Annotated in this window: 15 protein-coding genes and 1 riboswitch; of the genes, 11 read left to right on the top strand and 4 right to left on the bottom strand. The window is 72.2% G+C overall.

Annotation, left to right across the window (positions count from 1 at the left end; all coding sequences use genetic code 11):
* Positions 1 to 62 precede the first annotated feature (62 nt).
* The 4 genes from AB0A95_RS02030 to AB0A95_RS02015 all read left to right on the top strand — a co-directional run bounded on the left by AB0A95_RS02030 (position 63) and on the right by AB0A95_RS02015 (position 4,263).
* Positions 63 to 578 (top strand): DUF2752 domain-containing protein, encoded by a 516-nt coding sequence (locus AB0A95_RS02030; protein ID WP_357553905.1) that lies wholly within the window; start codon positions 63 to 65, stop codon positions 576 to 578.
* 229 nt (positions 579 to 807) lie between these two features.
* Positions 808 to 1,548, top strand: a complete 741-nt coding sequence (gene thyX, locus AB0A95_RS02025) for an FAD-dependent thymidylate synthase (RefSeq protein ID WP_357553904.1) — start codon at positions 808 to 810, stop codon at positions 1,546 to 1,548.
* 47 nt (positions 1,549 to 1,595) lie between these two features.
* Positions 1,596 to 2,522 carry a 4-hydroxy-tetrahydrodipicolinate synthase gene (dapA, locus tag AB0A95_RS02020; RefSeq protein WP_357553722.1) on the top strand — a complete coding sequence of 309 codons (927 nt, stop codon included), beginning with the start codon at positions 1,596 to 1,598 and terminating at the stop codon, positions 2,520 to 2,522.
* Positions 2,523 to 2,574: 52 nt separating this feature from the next.
* The gene (locus AB0A95_RS02015; RefSeq protein ID WP_357553721.1) at positions 2,575 to 4,263 is read left to right on the top strand and encodes a ribonuclease J; all 1,689 of its coding nucleotides are present in this window, start codon (positions 2,575 to 2,577) and stop codon (positions 4,261 to 4,263) included.
* 63 nt (positions 4,264 to 4,326) lie between these two features.
* On the opposite strand, the gene AB0A95_RS02010 is transcribed toward AB0A95_RS02015, so the two are convergent.
* Positions 4,327 to 6,033 (bottom strand): YbjN domain-containing protein, encoded by a 1,707-nt coding sequence (locus AB0A95_RS02010; RefSeq protein ID WP_357553903.1) that lies wholly within the window; start codon positions 6,031 to 6,033, stop codon positions 4,327 to 4,329.
* Positions 6,034 to 6,098: 65 nt separating this feature from the next.
* The gene (locus AB0A95_RS02005; RefSeq protein ID WP_357553720.1) at positions 6,099 to 6,578 is read right to left on the bottom strand and encodes a YbjN domain-containing protein; all 480 of its coding nucleotides are present in this window, start codon (positions 6,576 to 6,578) and stop codon (positions 6,099 to 6,101) included.
* Positions 6,579 to 6,691: 113 nt separating this feature from the next.
* Here AB0A95_RS02005 and AB0A95_RS02000 point away from each other — a divergent pair, with 113 nt between their 5' ends.
* Positions 6,692 to 9,148: a DNA translocase FtsK gene (locus AB0A95_RS02000; protein ID WP_357553719.1), complete on the top strand. Its 2,457-nt coding sequence runs from the start codon at positions 6,692 to 6,694 to the stop codon at positions 9,146 to 9,148.
* Between the two features lie 90 nt (positions 9,149 to 9,238).
* Here AB0A95_RS02000 and AB0A95_RS01995 read toward each other — a convergent pair whose 3' ends face one another.
* On the bottom strand, positions 9,239 to 9,481 hold the full coding sequence (locus AB0A95_RS01995; protein WP_357553718.1) for a hypothetical protein: 243 nt from the start codon (positions 9,479 to 9,481) through the stop codon (positions 9,239 to 9,241).
* An 82-nt stretch (positions 9,482 to 9,563) separates the two neighbouring features.
* Complete coding sequence (locus AB0A95_RS01990) at positions 9,564 to 9,878, bottom strand: SMR family transporter (protein WP_357525983.1); 315 nt, start codon at positions 9,876 to 9,878, stop codon at positions 9,564 to 9,566.
* A 59-nt stretch (positions 9,879 to 9,937) separates the two neighbouring features.
* Positions 9,938 to 10,002: riboswitch (guanidine-III (ykkC-III) riboswitch) on the bottom strand.
* 114 nt (positions 10,003 to 10,116) lie between these two features.
* Here AB0A95_RS01990 and AB0A95_RS01985 point away from each other — a divergent pair.
* The 6 genes from AB0A95_RS01985 (at position 10,117) to AB0A95_RS01960 (ending at position 15,796) form a co-directional block, all read left to right on the top strand.
* Positions 10,117 to 11,040, top strand: coding sequence for an ornithine cyclodeaminase family protein (locus AB0A95_RS01985; protein WP_357553717.1), 924 nt, complete (start codon positions 10,117 to 10,119; stop codon positions 11,038 to 11,040).
* Positions 11,041 to 11,132: 92 nt separating this feature from the next.
* The gene (rimO, locus tag AB0A95_RS01980; RefSeq protein ID WP_357553716.1) at positions 11,133 to 12,641 is read left to right on the top strand and encodes a 30S ribosomal protein S12 methylthiotransferase RimO; all 1,509 of its coding nucleotides are present in this window, start codon (positions 11,133 to 11,135) and stop codon (positions 12,639 to 12,641) included.
* Positions 12,642 to 12,718: 77 nt separating this feature from the next.
* Positions 12,719 to 13,309 (top strand): CDP-diacylglycerol--glycerol-3-phosphate 3-phosphatidyltransferase, encoded by a 591-nt coding sequence (gene pgsA, locus AB0A95_RS01975; protein WP_357553715.1) that lies wholly within the window; start codon positions 12,719 to 12,721, stop codon positions 13,307 to 13,309.
* 162 nt (positions 13,310 to 13,471) lie between these two features.
* Complete coding sequence (locus AB0A95_RS01970) at positions 13,472 to 14,032, top strand: CinA family protein (protein WP_357553714.1); 561 nt, start codon at positions 13,472 to 13,474, stop codon at positions 14,030 to 14,032.
* A gap of 267 nt (positions 14,033 to 14,299) precedes the next feature.
* Positions 14,300 to 14,734: a helix-turn-helix transcriptional regulator gene (locus tag AB0A95_RS01965; RefSeq protein WP_357553713.1), complete on the top strand. Its 435-nt coding sequence runs from the start codon at positions 14,300 to 14,302 to the stop codon at positions 14,732 to 14,734.
* Positions 14,735 to 14,935: 201 nt separating this feature from the next.
* Positions 14,936 to 15,796, top strand: a complete 861-nt coding sequence (locus AB0A95_RS01960; protein WP_357553712.1) for a PspA/IM30 family protein — start codon at positions 14,936 to 14,938, stop codon at positions 15,794 to 15,796.
* The last annotated feature ends 12 nt before the right edge of the window (positions 15,797 to 15,808 follow it).

Here is a 15,808-nt window from a genome sequence, read left to right as displayed (position 1 = left end):
AGCCCGCCCCCGGGGCGGTGCACACCGCCCCGACCGAGCCGGCCGGAGTGGGTCCGGCTGGTGTGGGTCCCGACGGCGCCGGCTCGGCTGGTTGGCCGATGACCCCGCCCGGTGGCTACCCGGTGCCGGAGCCGGACCGGCTCACCCGGTTCGTGCTGCGCCTCTACGAGCGTTCGCCGCGCTGGGCGGTGCCGCTCGCCGCGGTCGGCTGCGTCGCCGCGGGCATGGGCTATGCGCTGCTCAGCAATCCGGCCCACGCCGCCCCGGATGCCGCGCCCACCTGTCTGCTCAAGCTGACCACCGGGCTCGACTGCCCAGGCTGCGGCGGCACCCGCGCACTCTGGTACGTGCTGCACGCCGACCTGCCCGCCGCTGCCCGGCACCACTTCCTGTTCGTCTTCGCGTTGCCGTTCCTCGCGTACCTCTTCGTGGCCTGGGCGGGCAACCAGGCGTTCGGTTGGCGACTGCCGGAGCTGCAGATCAGTTCGAAGGTCATCGTCGGTTTCCTGGGCGTGTGGCTGGCCTTCTCGGTGCTGCGCAACCTGCCCTGGGCGCCGTTCACCTCGCTCTACGTCTGAGCGCGTCGCCGCCATCCCATGATCGATTCGCGTTTCCGGAAACCGGGCCATGCACCCGGGCCCGGACACCCCGAGTTTCAGGAAGCCGAGTCGATCAACCCGATGGGTGGGTGGCACCCCGACCCCGGAGGCCGGAGCCGCACCACTGCCGGAGTGATCGACATTGCAGGGGGCGTGCCTGAGTTGGGCCGCAGGGGGCCGCGCCACTACAGTCCCTGGCATGCCGGAGATGGTGCAGCCCCAGGTCAAGTTGATCGCGTGGACCCAGTTCGCGGCCCCGGACGACGTGCCGTGGTCGACCGACGCGGAGGGTGGTCAGGCGCTCGCCGAGTTCGCCGGCCGGGCCTGCTACCAGTCGTGGAAGAAGCCGAACCCGGCGACCGCCACCAACGCCGGCTACCTGGCGCACATCCTTGAGGTCGGGCACCTGTCGGTGCTGGAGCACGGCTCGGTCACCTTCTACTTCACCGGGGTGTCGCGCTCCTTCACCCACGAGTTGATCCGGCACCGGCACTTCTCGTACTCCCAGTTGTCTCAGCGCTACGTCCCGGAACGGGACGCGGCAATGGTCGAGCCGGCGGTCATCGCCGACGACCCGGAGCTGCACAAGAAGTTCGTGGCGGCTGCCGAGGCGAGCGTCCAGGCGTACACGGAGTTGCTGGAGGGTCTTGAGCAGCGCTTCTCCGACGAGCCGAACCCGACGCTGCGCCGCAAGCAGGCCCGGCAGGCGGCCCGCGCGGTGCTGCCCAACGCCACCGAGACCCGGATCGTGGTCACCGGCAACTACCGGGCCTGGCGGCACTTCGTCGCGATGCGGGCCACCGAGCACGCCGACGTGGAGATCCGTGAGCTGGCCGTGGAGTGCCTGCGCCAGCTCCAGGGTGTCGCCCCGAACGTGTTCGCCGACTTCGTGATCTCCACGCTGCCGGACGGCACCGAGGTGGCGGCCAGCCCGCACGAGGCGTCCTGAGCCCTTCCCTGGCGGGCCCCGGCTGGTCGTCCGCTAGGTTGGAGGGTATGACGCACGACCACCCCGACGCCGCGGCCCGACCGGTGTCCCGCCCCTTCGGCCGGGTTCTCACGGCCATGGTGAGCCCGTTCACCGCCGACGGCTCGCTCGACCTCGACGGCGCCGCCCGGCTGGCGAGCCACCTGGTCGACGAGCAGGGCAACGACGCGCTGGTGGTCAACGGCACCACCGGCGAGTCGCCGACCACCACCGACGCGGAGAAGGAACGCCTGATCCGGGCCGTGGTGGAGGCCGTCGGAGACCGCGCGAAGGTCATCGCCGGGGTGGGCACCAACGACACCCGGCACACCATCGAGCTGTCCTCGGCCGCCGAGAAGGCGGGTGCGCAGGGTCTGCTGGTGGTTACCCCGTACTACAACAAACCGCCGCAGAGCGGTCTGCTGCGGCACTTCACCGCCGTCGCCGACGCCACCGGCCTGCCGGTGATGGTGTACGACATCCCACACCGCTCCGGTGTGCCGATCGAAACCGAGACGCTGGTCCGGCTCGCCGAGCACGGCCGGATCGTCGCGGTCAAGGACGCCAAGGGTGACCTGACCGCCACCAGCTGGGTGACCAGCCGGACCGCCCTCGCCTTCTACTGCGGCGAGGACGCCCTCACCCTGCCGGCGCTGGCCGTCGGCTCGGTGGGCGTGGTCGGGACCTCGACGCACTTCACCGGGGCACTGACCGCACAGATGATCGAGGCGTACGACGCGGGGGACATGCCGGCCGCGCTTGCCCTGCACCGGCGGCTGCTGCCGCTGTTCACCGGCATCTTCCGTACCCAGGGCACCATCCTGGTGAAGGCGGGCCTGGCGTCGCTGGGTCTGCCGGCCGGCCCGGTGCGACCCCCGCTGGTGGACGCCACCAACGACGAGATCGCCCAGCTGCGCGCGGACTTCGCGGCAGCGGGCCTGGAGCTGCCCGAATGATCGAACGACACGATGGGCGCCGAGTGACGGCGTCGCAGAATGAGGTGGACGAGTGACCGAGGCGCACATCGAGGCGGAACTACCCCCGCCGCTGCCCGAAGGTGGCCTGCGGATCATCCCGCTCGGCGGGCTCGGCGCCATCGGTCGGAACATGACCGTCTTCGAGTACGACGGCAAGTTGCTGATCGTCGACTGCGGGGTGCTCTTCCCCGACGTCGAGCAACCGGGCGTGGATCTGATCCTGCCCGACTTCGGCCCGATTCTGGACCGGCTCGCCGACGTCCAGGCGATCGTGCTGACCCACGGCCACGAGGACCACATCGGCGCGGTGCCGTACCTGCTCGCCCACAAACCCGACATCCCGCTGGTCGGCTCACAGTTCACCCTCGCCCTGGTCGAGGCGAAGTTGGCCGAGCGGCGGATCCAGCCGTACACGCTGACGGTGCGGGAGGGCGGTCGGGAGCGGCTCGGCCCGTTCGAGTGTGAGTTCTTCGCGGTCAACCACTCGATCCCGGACGCCCTCGCGGTGGCCATCCGCACCCCCGCCGGCCTGGTGCTGCACACCGGCGACTTCAAGATGGACCAGCTTCCGCTGGACGGCCGGATCACCGACCTGGCTGGCTTCGCCCGGCTTGGCGCCGAGGGCGTCGACCTGCTGCTCTCCGACTCCACGAACGCGGAGATCCCCGGCTTCGTCACCCCGGAACGGGAGATCGGGCCGGTGCTCGACTCGATCTTCGCGAAGGCGAAGGGCCGGATCATCGTGGCCTCGTTCGCCTCGCACGTGCACCGCGTACAGCAGGTCTTCGACTCGGCTGCGGAGCACGGCCGCAAGGTCGCGCTGATCGGCCGGTCCATGGTTCGCAACATGGGCATCGCCCGGGACCTCGGCCTGCTGAACATCCCGAATGGCCTGGTCATCAGCATCGACGAGGCGACCACGTTGCCGCCGGACGAGATCGTGCTGATGTCCACCGGCTCGCAGGGTGAGCCGATGAGCGCGCTGGGCCGGATGGCCAGCGGCGACCACCGGCACATCACGATCGCGCCCGGCGACACGGTCGTCCTGGCGTCCTCGCTGGTGCCGGGCAACGAGACCTCGGTCTACCGGGTGATCAACCGCCTGGCGCGGGCCGGCGCGGTCGTCGTGCACAAGGACGTGGCCAAGGTGCACGTCTCCGGGCACGCCCCCGCCGGGGAACTGCTGTACCTGCTCAACGTGGTCCGGCCCAGCAACCTGATGCCCGTGCACGGCGAGTGGCGGCACCTGCGCGCCCACGCCCGCCTCGGCATCGAGTCCGGGGTCGCCGCCGACCGGGTGGTGATCTGCGAGGACGGCGACGTCGTCGACCTGGTCGAGGGCCGTGCCAGCCTGGTCGGGCACGTGAAGAGCCGGTACGTCTACGTGGACGGCCTCGCTGTCGGTGACGTCAGCGAGTCGCTGCTCACCGAACGGCGGATCCTCGGTGACGGCGGCTTCATCGCCACCACAGTGGTCGTCGACTCGGTCACCGGCAAGGTGGTCGCCGGCCCGACGTTGTCCGCGAAGGGCTTCTCCGAGGACCCGGAGGCGTTCAACCCGGTGGTCCCGCTTGTCACCGAGGCGCTCAACCGGGCCGCGGCGGACGGCATCACCGACCCGCACCAGCTCCAGCAGATCGTCCGCCGGACCGTGGGGCGGTGGGTCAACGACAAGTACCGTCGTCGCCCGATGATCGTGCCCACCGTCGTCGAGGTCTGAGTTCGTCCCGCTGACGCCGGTCCACTCCGTTCGGAGTGGGCCGGCGTCGCCGCGCCCGGGGTGTCAGGGCAGCGCGGCGACCGCCTCGGCGTAGGCGACGCCGGTGGTGACGGCGGCGTCCACCAGCACCGTGAGCTGCGCCGGGGCCACCCCGTGGGTCAGGTCGGTGGCCACGTCGCCGGCCAGCACCAACTCGTCGCCGAGATCGTGCGCGTACGCCTTGGGCAGCAGCCGGTCGTGGTTCCAGGCGTTGCAGAAGGCGTACGCCTCGGCGCGGCGGGTCGCCGGCAGCCGCCGGGTGGCCATGGCCCGGACGTGCAGCACCTCGCCGCGTTCGCCGGCCCGGCGGAACTGGATCACCACCCCGTCCCACCGGCCGACCACCCGGTCGCCCTCCTCCACGACGTACCGGGCCCCGCGCCGGTCCAGGGCGGCCGTGATCAGGTCGATGGTGAGCGTCACCAGCTCCCGCTCGTCGTCGGCGGCGGTCTCGGAGTCGCGCTCCGCGCCGCCGGGCGAAGCGTCGCCGGAACCGTCGTCGCCGGGCACGTCGTGGCCGGATCCGACGTCGCCGAAACCGTCGTGGCCGGTGCCAGCGTCGCCGAAACCGTCATAGCCGGTGTCAGCGTCGGCGGGCCCGTCGTCGGCGGGCAGGGGCACCGGAGCCGCCAGCGGGCGCTCGGCGAGCCAGGAGGCCATCCGTCCGGAGTGGTGGCCGGTGCCGTTGCGGGCGTCGAAGCTGCCGGCCAGCTCGTTGACCATCGCGAGCAGCAGCGCGCCGAGGGTGGCCACGTCCAGGTCGGTGGCCGGCCGGCCACCGTAGGCCGGGCGGGGCACCGTGCGCAGGCCGAGCCCGGCCTCGACGGCCACCGCGCAGACCAGCGCACCGGCAGCGGCGAACTCCATCGCGGCGAGGTCGTCGGTGGGTCGGTCCAACCGGGGTAGCTGCTCGGCCAGAATGCTCAGCCCGCGTTCCAGGTGCCCGCCGAGGGCGCAGAACCGCACATGTGCGGCGAGGTGGGGAAAGGCCGCGCGCTCGTGTCGGTGCCGCCGGTACGCCCGCACGTGCGCCACCGCGGCCCGTTCGGCCTCGCCGACGCGCAGTTCGGGGAGCAGACCGGCCACCAGCGCCCGCTCGGGCTGGTCGGTGCAACCCACCGCGTCGTCGGTGGGCGCCCGCAGCTCGGTCAGCGCGGCCCGCCACTCGCCCCAGCCGGCGAGCAGCTCGGCGCGGCGGGCCGGGGCGCAACCGGGGCAGCCACCGGACGGCCCGCCGACAGCGCCCGCCCACCGCTGGTACCAGTGTCGGGCGGTGGGCTCGTCGCCGAGGTGGTCGGCGATCCGGCAGCGCAGCTCCGCGACGGTCGCCGCCTCGGGGCCGTCCGCCCCGATCCGGTGGGCCAGGTCGTCCAGGAGGGACCGGGTCTGGTCCAACCCCACCCGAGGGGTGCCGAGCAGCGCCTCCACGGCGTACCGCTGTAGGCGCAGCAGCAGGGCAGCCTCGTCCTCGGTGAGCAGCTCGGGCCGGTAGTCGGCGGCGGCTCGGCACCGGCGTACCGGCTCGACCAGCCGCCACCGCTCGCCGTGCAACAGGTACGCCTCGATCAGCGCGAACCTGGCGTCCAGGGCGGACCGGAGGTCCCCGGACGCGTCGGCCCGCTCGGCGAGCCGTTCGAGGGCCAACAGCCGGGCTGGTCCGTCGGGCAGGTCCCGTGCGTCGGCGAGCGCGCTCACCAGCGTCGGGTCCCGCTGCACGGGCGGCCGTCGGATGGGATCCGGATTGCCGGACCCGCCGGCCCGGCCGGTGCGACTGCCGGTGAACTCGTCCCGGCCGGTCACGACAGCACCGCGCCGGGCAGCCGACGGACCGCCACGGCGAGCTGGCAGCCGGTGGAGATGCCACAGTCGAGCAGTTGGTCGAGTTGGTGCGGGGTCACCCCGCGTTCCAGGTCGGTGACCACCTCGCCGTAGACCCGGGCCCGACCGTCGTCGTCGACGTGCACGAACGCCTTGGGCCAGAGCCGGTCGTGGTTCCACGAGTTGCAGAACGCGTACAGGGCGGGCACCTGCTCGATGCCGAAGGTGGGAGTCACCATCGTGCGGACCTGGAGCAGCTCGCCGTCCCCGCCGAGGCGGAGGAACCAGATCATGTTGTCGTCGAAGTGGCCCACCAACTCGCCGGCCGCGGTCAGGTCGACGGACCGACCGCGGGCGGCGAGCACCGCGGCGACCAGTTCGCCGGTCAGTGGGCGCAGCGCGCCCGGGTGCCCGGCCAGCGGGTCGTCCGGATCGCCCTCGAATTCCGGCGACGCCATGGGGCATCCCTTCTGAGGCGGATATCACGACCGGCGGCGGGGCCCGTGTTTCGACGCGCGGACACGACCCGGAAAAGCGGGGATCTGCCCGGCCCCACCGTTACCGTGACTCTATGGCGGGCCGTACCTCTCAGGCGAGCCGGCGGCGCGGCGCGTCGCCGCGCGGTGGCACCAACAGTCGTGCCCGTCAACCGGCGAAGAAGACCCGGGCACCGGTCCGGCGTCGTACCGCGCCGGCGCGACCCGGCGCGGCCGTCTACGTGGGTCGCGCGGTGGGCGCACTGTGGATGGGCGTGGCCCACGGGATGGGCTGGGCGGTGCGGGCGGCCGGTCGACAGGCCGCCTCCGCCCGCGACCTCGACCCGGAGCACCGCCGGGACGGCGCCGGGCTGTTGCTGTTCGGGTTCGCCCTGCTCACCGCCGTGGCGCTCTGGCTCTCCGGAGCGGGCCCGGTGGGCACGCGACTGGCCGACACGATCCGGCTCTTCCTGGGCGCGATCTCGGTTGTCGTACCGGTGCTGTTGATGATCGGGGCGTGGCGGTTGATGCGTCAGCCGGCCGATCCGGAGCATCGGGGCCGCGGCCTGATCGGCTGGGGTTCGCTGCTCGTCTCGACCGCCGCGCTGCTGCACATCGGGCAGGCCCCGGCCAACCCGCTCCAGCGCGACTTCGCGGGCGGCCTGGTCGGCGCGGGCATCGGCGGGCTGCTGGAGCGCGCGGTCACCGCCTGGGTGGCGGTGCCGCTGCTGATCCTGCTGCTGCTCTTCGGTCTGCTGGTGGTGACCGCGACACCGATCAACAAGATCCCGGAGCGGTTGGGCCTGCTCGCCGGTGGGCTGGTCGCCGCACCGGAGACCGACGAGGAAGAAGACGTTCCGGCCGCGAAGCCGGCGCGTAGGCGACCGGCGAAGCGGACGCCTGCACCGCTCGACCCGGACGACTTCGAGGACCCCGACGGCGCGGACCTCCAGGAGACCATGGTGCTGCCGCGCAAGGCCCCGGCGAAGGTGCCGGCGAGCCGCCGGCCGCCGGTCGAGCCGCCGGAGCACTCGCCCGCGCCGACCCGGGCCGAGCAGCTCGCGTTGACCGGGCTGGCCGGGGACTACACCCTGCCGCCGCCCAACATGCTCAGCGCCGGTGCCGCCGCGAAGACCCGCAGCAAGGCCAACGACGAGGTGATCGCCGCGCTGACCGGCGTGTTCGACCAGTTCGACGTGGACGCCGCGGTCACCGGCTTCACCCGTGGCCCGACCGTCACCCGCTACGAGGTCGAGTTGGGGCACGGCGTCAAGGTCGAGCGGATCACCCAGCTCTCCCGCAACATCGCGTACGCGGTGAAGTCGCCGGACGTACGGATCCTCAGCCCCATCCCGGGCAAGAGCGCGGTCGGCGTGGAGATCCCGAACACCGACCCGGAGAACGTCGCCCTCGGCGACGTGCTGCGCTCACACGCGGCGACGAGCGACCACCACCCGATGGTGGTGGCGCTCGGCAAGGACATCGAGGGCGGCTACGTGGTGGCCAACCTCGCGAAGATGCCTCATATTTTGATAGCCGGGGCCACCGGCGCCGGTAAATCGAGCTGCCTCAATACCTTGCTGGTGTCCATCCTCACCCGCGCCACCCCGGACGAGGTGCGGCTGCTGTTGATCGACCCGAAGCGGGTCGAGATGACCGGCTACGAGGGCATCCCGCACCTGGTCACCCCGATCGTGACGAACGCGAAGAAGGCGGCCGACTCGCTGGACTGGGTGGTCCGCGAGATGGACATGCGCTACGACGACCTCGCCGCCAACGGGGTCCGGCACATCGACGACTTCAACCGCAAGGTCCGCAACGGCGAGATCAAGGCCCCGCCGGGCAGTGAACGGGAGATGCGCCCGTACCCGTACCTGCTGGTCATCGTGGACGAGCTGGCCGACCTCATGATGGTCGCGCCCCGCGACGTGGAGGACTCGGTCGTCCGGATCACCCAGTTGGCCCGCGCGGCCGGCATCCACCTGGTCCTGGCCACCCAACGCCCCTCGGTCGACGTGGTGACCGGTTTGATCAAGGCGAACGTGCCGTCCCGACTGGCGTTTGCCACCTCCTCCCTCGCCGACTCCCGGGTCATCCTCGACCAGCCGGGCGCGGAGAAGTTGCTCGGCCGGGGTGACGGGCTCTTCCTGCCGATGGGCGCCTCCAAGCCGGTCCGCATCCAGGGCGCCTGGGTCACCGAGCGGGAGATCGCCGACGTCGTGAAGTTCTGCAAGGACCAGCGTGAGCCGGAGTTCCGCAAGGACGTGCTGGCCCCCGCACAGGAGAGCAAGAAGAAGATCGACGAGGACATCGGCGACGACCTGGACCTGTTGGTGCAGGCGGTGGAGTTGGTGGTCACCTCACAGTTCGGCTCGACGTCGATGCTCCAGCGCAAGTTGCGTGTCGGTTTCGCGAAGGCGGGCCGCCTGATGGACCTGATGGAGACCCGTGGGGTGGTCGGGCCGTCCGAGGGGTCGAAGGCGCGTGACGTGCTGGTCAAGCCGGACGAGTTAGAGGAGGTCCTGGTCGGCCTGCGCGGCGACGTGGACTGACCGGCGCAACGACCGACCGGGGAAACGCGACCGACCGGGAAAACGCGACGGGCCCGCCGGAATCCGGCGGGCCCGCGAGTCGGGGAGCGTTCAGTTGAGCAGCGCGGCGGCGATGACGGTGCCGATGATCGCGCCGACGACGCTGGCCGCCGCGGCGTACCAGCCCAGGGGCTTGTCACCCAGCACCGCGCCGACGATGCCCGCGACGATGCCGAGCACGCCGAAGATGATCGGGGAGATGAGCAGGGCGAGAACCGCGAAGACGAAACCCACGATGGTGAGGATGCGGGCGGCGTTGGCGCGGGGGCGGGCGGTGCTGGGCAGGTCGGCCATGTCGTCCTCCGGGTGAGAGCCTGTCGTGACGAATCGATCACTACCCACTGTGGGTGGTGACCACGCCTGCCGAGGTAACTCCTCAGTGGAAGATTTTCAGGCCGATCACGCCGGCGACCACCAGCAGCAGGCACAGGATCCGGGGCAGGCTCGCCGACTCGCCGAGCGCCAGCATCCCGACCAGCGCGGTGCCGACCGCGCCGATGCCGACCCAGACCGCGTAACCGGTGCCGACCGGGATCTCGCGCAGCGCGTAGGCCAGCCCCGCCATGCTCAGGGCCAGCGTCACCGCGAACACCACGGACGGGCCCAGCCGGCTGAAGCCGGCGCTACGGTCCAGGGCCACCGCCCAGGCCGTCTCCAACAGGCCAGAGATCACCAGCACCAGCCAGGCCATCGTTACCTCACACGGGAGTGCCCGGGCCGCCGGGCCGGGACGAGTCGGGGTCTGCGCGTCGCGGGGCGTCTTGGCCTTACCGGGTACGCCCACCACTCGTCCGGGGTGGCCACGGGCCACCGAAGCCGACGCTAGCACCTGTCGACCGTCGGGGTGGACGGGTCGAGAGCCGATGGCCCGGTGACTCCCACCACCCCGTGTTGACCTGCACTTGACTCTAACTTGCAGGATGGCCGCCATGACGCTGATCTATGCCGACCGGGACGTCGCCGCCGCACTGGACGCCGCCACCACTGTCGACGCGATGCGTGCCGCCCTTCTGGCCGCGTACGAGGGACGCCTCGTGGCCCCACCCCGGGCCGCCGCCCCGCTCGGCGGTGGCCGGCTGGTGCTCACGGCGGGGCACCTGGTCGGCGAGTGGTACGGCTTCCGCTCCTACGACACCTTCGGCCATCCGCAGAGCGAGCAGGTCGTGGTGCTGCACGACGCGCGTACCGGGGCGATCCGGGCGGTGGCGGTGGGCGAGGAGCTGGGCTCCCGTCGTACCGGCGGGTTGGGGGCCCTGGCGGTCGACGCCCTGGCCCGTGCGGACGCGGCCACCATGGGCGTGATCGGCTCCGGCCGGCAGGCCTGGACCCAGGTCTGGGCGACCGCCGCCGTGCGTTCCCTGCGGGAGGTGGTGGTGCACAGCCGCGCCGCGGCGCGGCGGGACGCCCTCGCCGCCCGGATCCGTGCCGAGCTGGGCGTGCCGGCCCGCACGGTGGCCGACCCGGGCGCGGCCGTCGCCGGGCGGGACATCGTGGTGCTCGCGACCACCAGCCCGACCCCGGTGCTCCGCGCCGCCGACCTCAGCCCCGGCACGCACCTCAACGCGGTCGGCTTCAAGCAGCGGGACCGCAGCGAGTTCGGCACCGACCTGCTGGACGTCGCCGACCTGCTGGCCACCGACTCGCCAGCCCAGGCGGCGGACTACCAGCCGCCGATGCTCGCGGCCACACCCCCGTACGCCGGGCGGTTGCGTGACCTGGGCGGCATCCTGGCCGGGGCGGTCCCCGGCCGGACCACCGCGGACCAGATCTCGGTGTTCTGCTCCACCGGCCTGGCCGGCACCGAGGTGTTCCTGCTCGATGCGCTGACCCGCATCGGCGCCGTGGCCCGCTGACCGCTGCCGGAAACCGGGCACACCGATTCGGTGCCCGGTCGTCGCCGCAGCCCCGCGTGCGTGGGCTTCCCCGACCGGCCCGGTACCCTCGGATGGTGTCTGCCACCTCTCCTTCTCCTTCTGACCACGCCGAGGGCCGTCGCGTCGCCCTGCTCACCCTGGGCTGCGCCCGCAACGAGGTCGACTCGGAGGAGCTGGCCGCACGGCTGCACGCCGACGGCTGGCAGGTGACCACCGACGGCGAGGGCGCCGACGTGGTGGTCGTCAACACCTGCGGTTTCGTGGAGAAGGCCAAGCAGGATTCCATCCAGACGCTGCTCGCCGCCGCCGGGACCGGCGCCAAGGTGGTCGCGGCCGGCTGCATGGCCGAGCGGTACGGTCGTGAGCTGGCCGACAGTCTGCCCGAGGCGCAGGCGGTGCTGAGTTTCGACGACTACCCGGACATCGCCGCCCGGTTGAACGCCGTCGTCGCCGGTGAGCAGATCACCGCGCACACCCCTCGGGACCGGCGTGAGCTGCTGCCGCTGACCCCGGTGCAGCGCCGCGACAGCACGGTGTCGCTGCCCGGGCACGGCACGGTGAGCCGCACCGTCGTCGACACCGACGAGCACACCCCCGCGCACCTGCGCCAGGTGCTGCGCCGCCGACTGGACACCGGCCCGGTGGCCTCGCTGAAACTGGCAAGCGGTTGCGACAGGCGCTGCGCGTTCTGTGCCATCCCCGCGTTCCGTGGGGCGTTCGTCTCGCGTACCCCGGACGAGTTGCTCGCCGAGGCGGAGTGGCTGGCCAAGACCGGCGTCCGGGAGCTGGTGCTGGTCAGTGAGAACTCCACCTCGTACGGCAAGGACCTCGGCGATCCCCGCGCGTTGGAGAAGCTGCTGCCGCAGCTCGCCGCGGTGACCGGCATCGTCCGGGTGCGGGCCAGCTACCTCCAGCCGGCGGAGACCCGACCCGGGCTGGTCGAGGCGATCGCCAACACCCCGGGCGTGGCCCCGTACTTCGACCTGTCGTTCCAGCACTCCAGCGAGCCGGTGCTGCGCCGGATGCGGCGTTTCGGCTCCACCGACCGGTTCCTGGAGCTGCTCGCCGGTGCCCGCGCGTTGGCACCGGACGCGGGCGCCCGGAGCAACTTCATCGTCGGTTTCCCCGGCGAGACCCGCGCCGACGTCGACGAGCTGGTCCGGTTCCTGACCGAGGCCCGGCTGGACGCGATCGGGATGTTCGACTACAGCGACGAGGACGGCACCGAGGCCGCCGGCCTGCCCGGCAAGGTCTCCGCCGCGACGATCAAGCGGCGCTACGACCGGCTCAGCGCGCTCGCCGACGAGCTGTGCTCGCAGCGGGCCGAGGACCGGCTCGGTTCGACTGTCGAGGTGCTCGTCGACTCGATCTCGGACGGCGTGGTGGAGGGTCGGGCGGCGCACCAGGCGCCGGAGGTGGACGGTTCCACCACCCTTGTCGCCCCGGCCGAGGGTGGGGTCGACCTCGCCGCGCTGCGACCGGGTGATCTGGTACGCGCGACAGTGACCGGCACCGAAGGGGTCGACCTGCTGGCGGTGCCGGATGAGATGATCTCGGCGGCGCCCGGCGCGGCACGGTGACGGTGGGCCCAGGCGGAGCGGGGGAGCCCAGTGGTGCGGTGCCGGGAACGCCACGACGGCCCGAGCGGAGTGCGGCGGTGACCGGGGCGACGGAATCGACTCCGGCCCGGGTGGTCGCCGTGGTGCCCGTCCTCAACGCGGCCAACGCGCTGACCGCCCTGCGGTTGGCGCTGGTGCCGGTCTTCGCCGCCTCGGTGATCATGTCCGGGATGACCCATTCCGGCTGGCGGATGGCGGCTTGCCTGATCTTCGCGGTGGCGTCGGCGACCGACCTGGTGGACGGCTGGATCGCCCGCCGGTTCGGGCTGGTCACCTCGGTCGGCAAGGTGGCCGACCCGATCGCCGACAAGGCGCTCACCGGGGCTGCCCTGGTGCTGCTGTCCTGGTACGACCGGCTGCCCTGGTGGGTGACCGCGCTGATCCTCGTCCGCGAGTTGGGCATCACCGGGCTGCGGTTCTGGGTGATCCGGCACGGGGTGATCGCCGCCAGCCGGGGCGGCAAGGTCAAGACCGCGCTCCAGATCCTCGCGATCGCCTGGTACCTCTGGCCGATGCCGGCCGTCCTCGCCGCCGTCGGCCCGTGGATCATGGGCGCCGCCGTCCTGGTCACGGTGGCGACAGGCTTCGACTACATAGCCCAAGCCCTCCGCCTCCGCCACCCCCGCTAAACCGTCCCCGCCCCGCCCGCCCCCCTTCGCCCCGCTTCGCTTCGTTGATCATGAGGTTATTGCCATCCGGAACGGCGTGTCGCGCCGCTAACCTCATGATCGACGCGATTGGGCAGGGGCAGGTTGGGGGTTGGGGGTTGGTGTGTGGGGAAGGGATGGTTGATGCAGCGGGACACGGGTCTGGAACGGCCGGCGGGTGGTGCGGCGGACGATGCCGAGGTGGGCAGTGCGGCGGCGGGTGTGGTGCACCGACTCGCCCAGCGGCACGAAACCCTGGCCACCGTCGAATCACTCACCGGTGGGCTGCTTGCCGCATCGATCGTGGACATCGCCGGGGTCAGCGGGATCTACCGGGGCGGTTTCGTGGTCTACGCCACCGAGTTGAAGGGCACCCTGGCCGGCGTCCCCGCCGACCTGCTGTCCGAGCGGGGGCCGGTGGACCCGGACGTGGCGGCGGCGCTCGCCACGGGTGGGCGCCAGCGCTGCGGCGCGGACTGGGGAGTGGCCACCACCGGTGTCGCCGGCCCCGACCCGCAGGACGGCAAGCCTGTCGGCCTGGTCTACGTCGCGGTCGCCGGCCCGAACGGCGCCGAGGTCCGACAGCTCGACCTGGGTGGCGGGCGGGACCACGTCCGTTCCGCGGCGGTGGTCGAGGCGCTGCGGCTGCTCGCCGAGCGGATCCACGCTGCCGACAGCGCGCAGGCCGCGCTGCCCGCGAGTTAGCCGGGGGACGCCCGGTCCACGCCGCCGACAGCGCGCAGGCCGCGCTGCCCGCGAATTGGTCGGGACATCCGGGGCATCCGGGGCAGCGGGAGCTGTCGGTTTCGCGCGAAGTGAGGCCGTCTCGGCGAACCGACGGGCGGGGCGGGATGTCGGCGGGGCTCGTAGCAGGTACGGTTGCGGGAAGGCTCCGACGTTTCGGGGTCGGCGCGGTCCGCCGCGGCCGGCCGCTCAGCGCCGGGCGCGAGGTATCCCTCAGGGGGAGGTGCGATGATCCTGCTACGCCGGGTGATCGGTGACGCACTGCGGGCGCGCCGGCAGGGCCAGCAGCGCACGCTGCGTGAGGTCTCCACCGCCGCCAACGTCAGCCTCGGCTACCTCTCCGAGATCGAGCGGGGGCACAAGGAGCCATCCAGCGAGCTGCTCGCCGCGATCTGCGACGCCCTGGGTGCCCGGCTGTCCGAGCTTCTGCGTGAGGTGAGTGACACCGTGGCGCTCGCCGAGCAGATGCCCGGGGTCCTCGTCTCGATGCAGGACGAGCCGGCCGAGGCCGCGGCCAAGAGCACCGGCCGGGGCGTCCGTCAGGTCACCTCCGATGGCAAGGTCGCCGTCTCGGTCCGCCAGGACTCGCCGCTCAAGGCCACGCTGCGCAGCACCCGTGTCCGCCCGACCGAGCGCGACCGGGACGTGGTCTGCGCCGCCTGAGACCGTCGTCCGGTTGACCATGGGTGGGCTGGCTCCGGCCGCGTAGGGTGGCCCACAGGAGCTGCCGGTGCTGTCGACCGCCCGGTACGGATGCCTCGTTGGCGTCCGGCTGGGACGATGGAGACCGGCGGTGGTGGTCGGTCGGCCCGTCGGGCCTGGCCGGCCGTGGTGGAGCGACGCTACTGAGGGGATACCGCGGAGATGGCGAGCCCGTTCGTCAAGGGTTGGAACTACCTGATGGCACTCTTCGGTGCGAAGATCGACGAGCATGCCGATCCCAAGGTGCAGATCCAGCAGGCCATCGAGGATGCCCAGCGGCAGCACCAGGCGCTGGTGCAGCAGGCCGCCGCGGTGATCGGCAACCAGCGTCAGCTGGAGATGAAGCTGTCCCGGCAGATGACCGAGGTCGAGCGGTTGCAGGGCAACGCCCGGCAGGCCCTGGTGCTCTCCGACCAGGCCCGGGCCAAGGGTGACGAGGCCGAGGCGGTGCGGTTCGAGCAGTCGGCGCAGACCCTGGCCACCCAGTTGGTCTCCGCCGAGCAGGCGACCGAGGACCTGAAGACCCTGCACGACCAGGCGCTGGGTGCCGCCGCCCAGGCCCGCCGCGCGGTCGAGAACAACTCGATGATCCTCCAGCAGAAGCTCGCCGAGCGCACCAAACTGCTCAGCCAGCTGGAGCAGGCCAAGATGCAGGAGACGGTGGCCCGCTCGCTGGAGTCGATGTCGTCGTTGACCGCGCCCACCAACACCCCGTCACTGGACGAGGTGCGCGACCGCATCGAACGGCGCTACGCCAACGCGATGGGTCGCGCCGAGCTGGCGGGCAACTCCGTCGAGGGCCGGATGTTGGAGATCCAGAAGGCGACGATCGACTCGGCCGGCTCGGCCCGGCTTGAGCAGATCCGGTCCAGCATGGCGGGGGAGCAGCTCGGCGGGGCCGGGCAGCGACCGGCCGTGCCGCAGGCCGAGAAGGCCGACCCGACGGCCGCCGCCCGGCTGGACGAGCTGCGCGCCAGCATGGCTCGCGAGCGGGGCACCGGCGACCCGACCGCCGCCGGCTGAACGACCGGACCG

Origin of the sequence: Micromonospora sp. NPDC049230, assembly GCF_040647875.1 — a bacterium.
Classification (GTDB): domain Bacteria; phylum Actinomycetota; class Actinomycetes; order Mycobacteriales; family Micromonosporaceae; genus Micromonospora.
The sequence above is the reverse complement of the archived record's forward strand: the minus strand, read 5'-3'. Positions and strand labels throughout refer to the sequence as shown.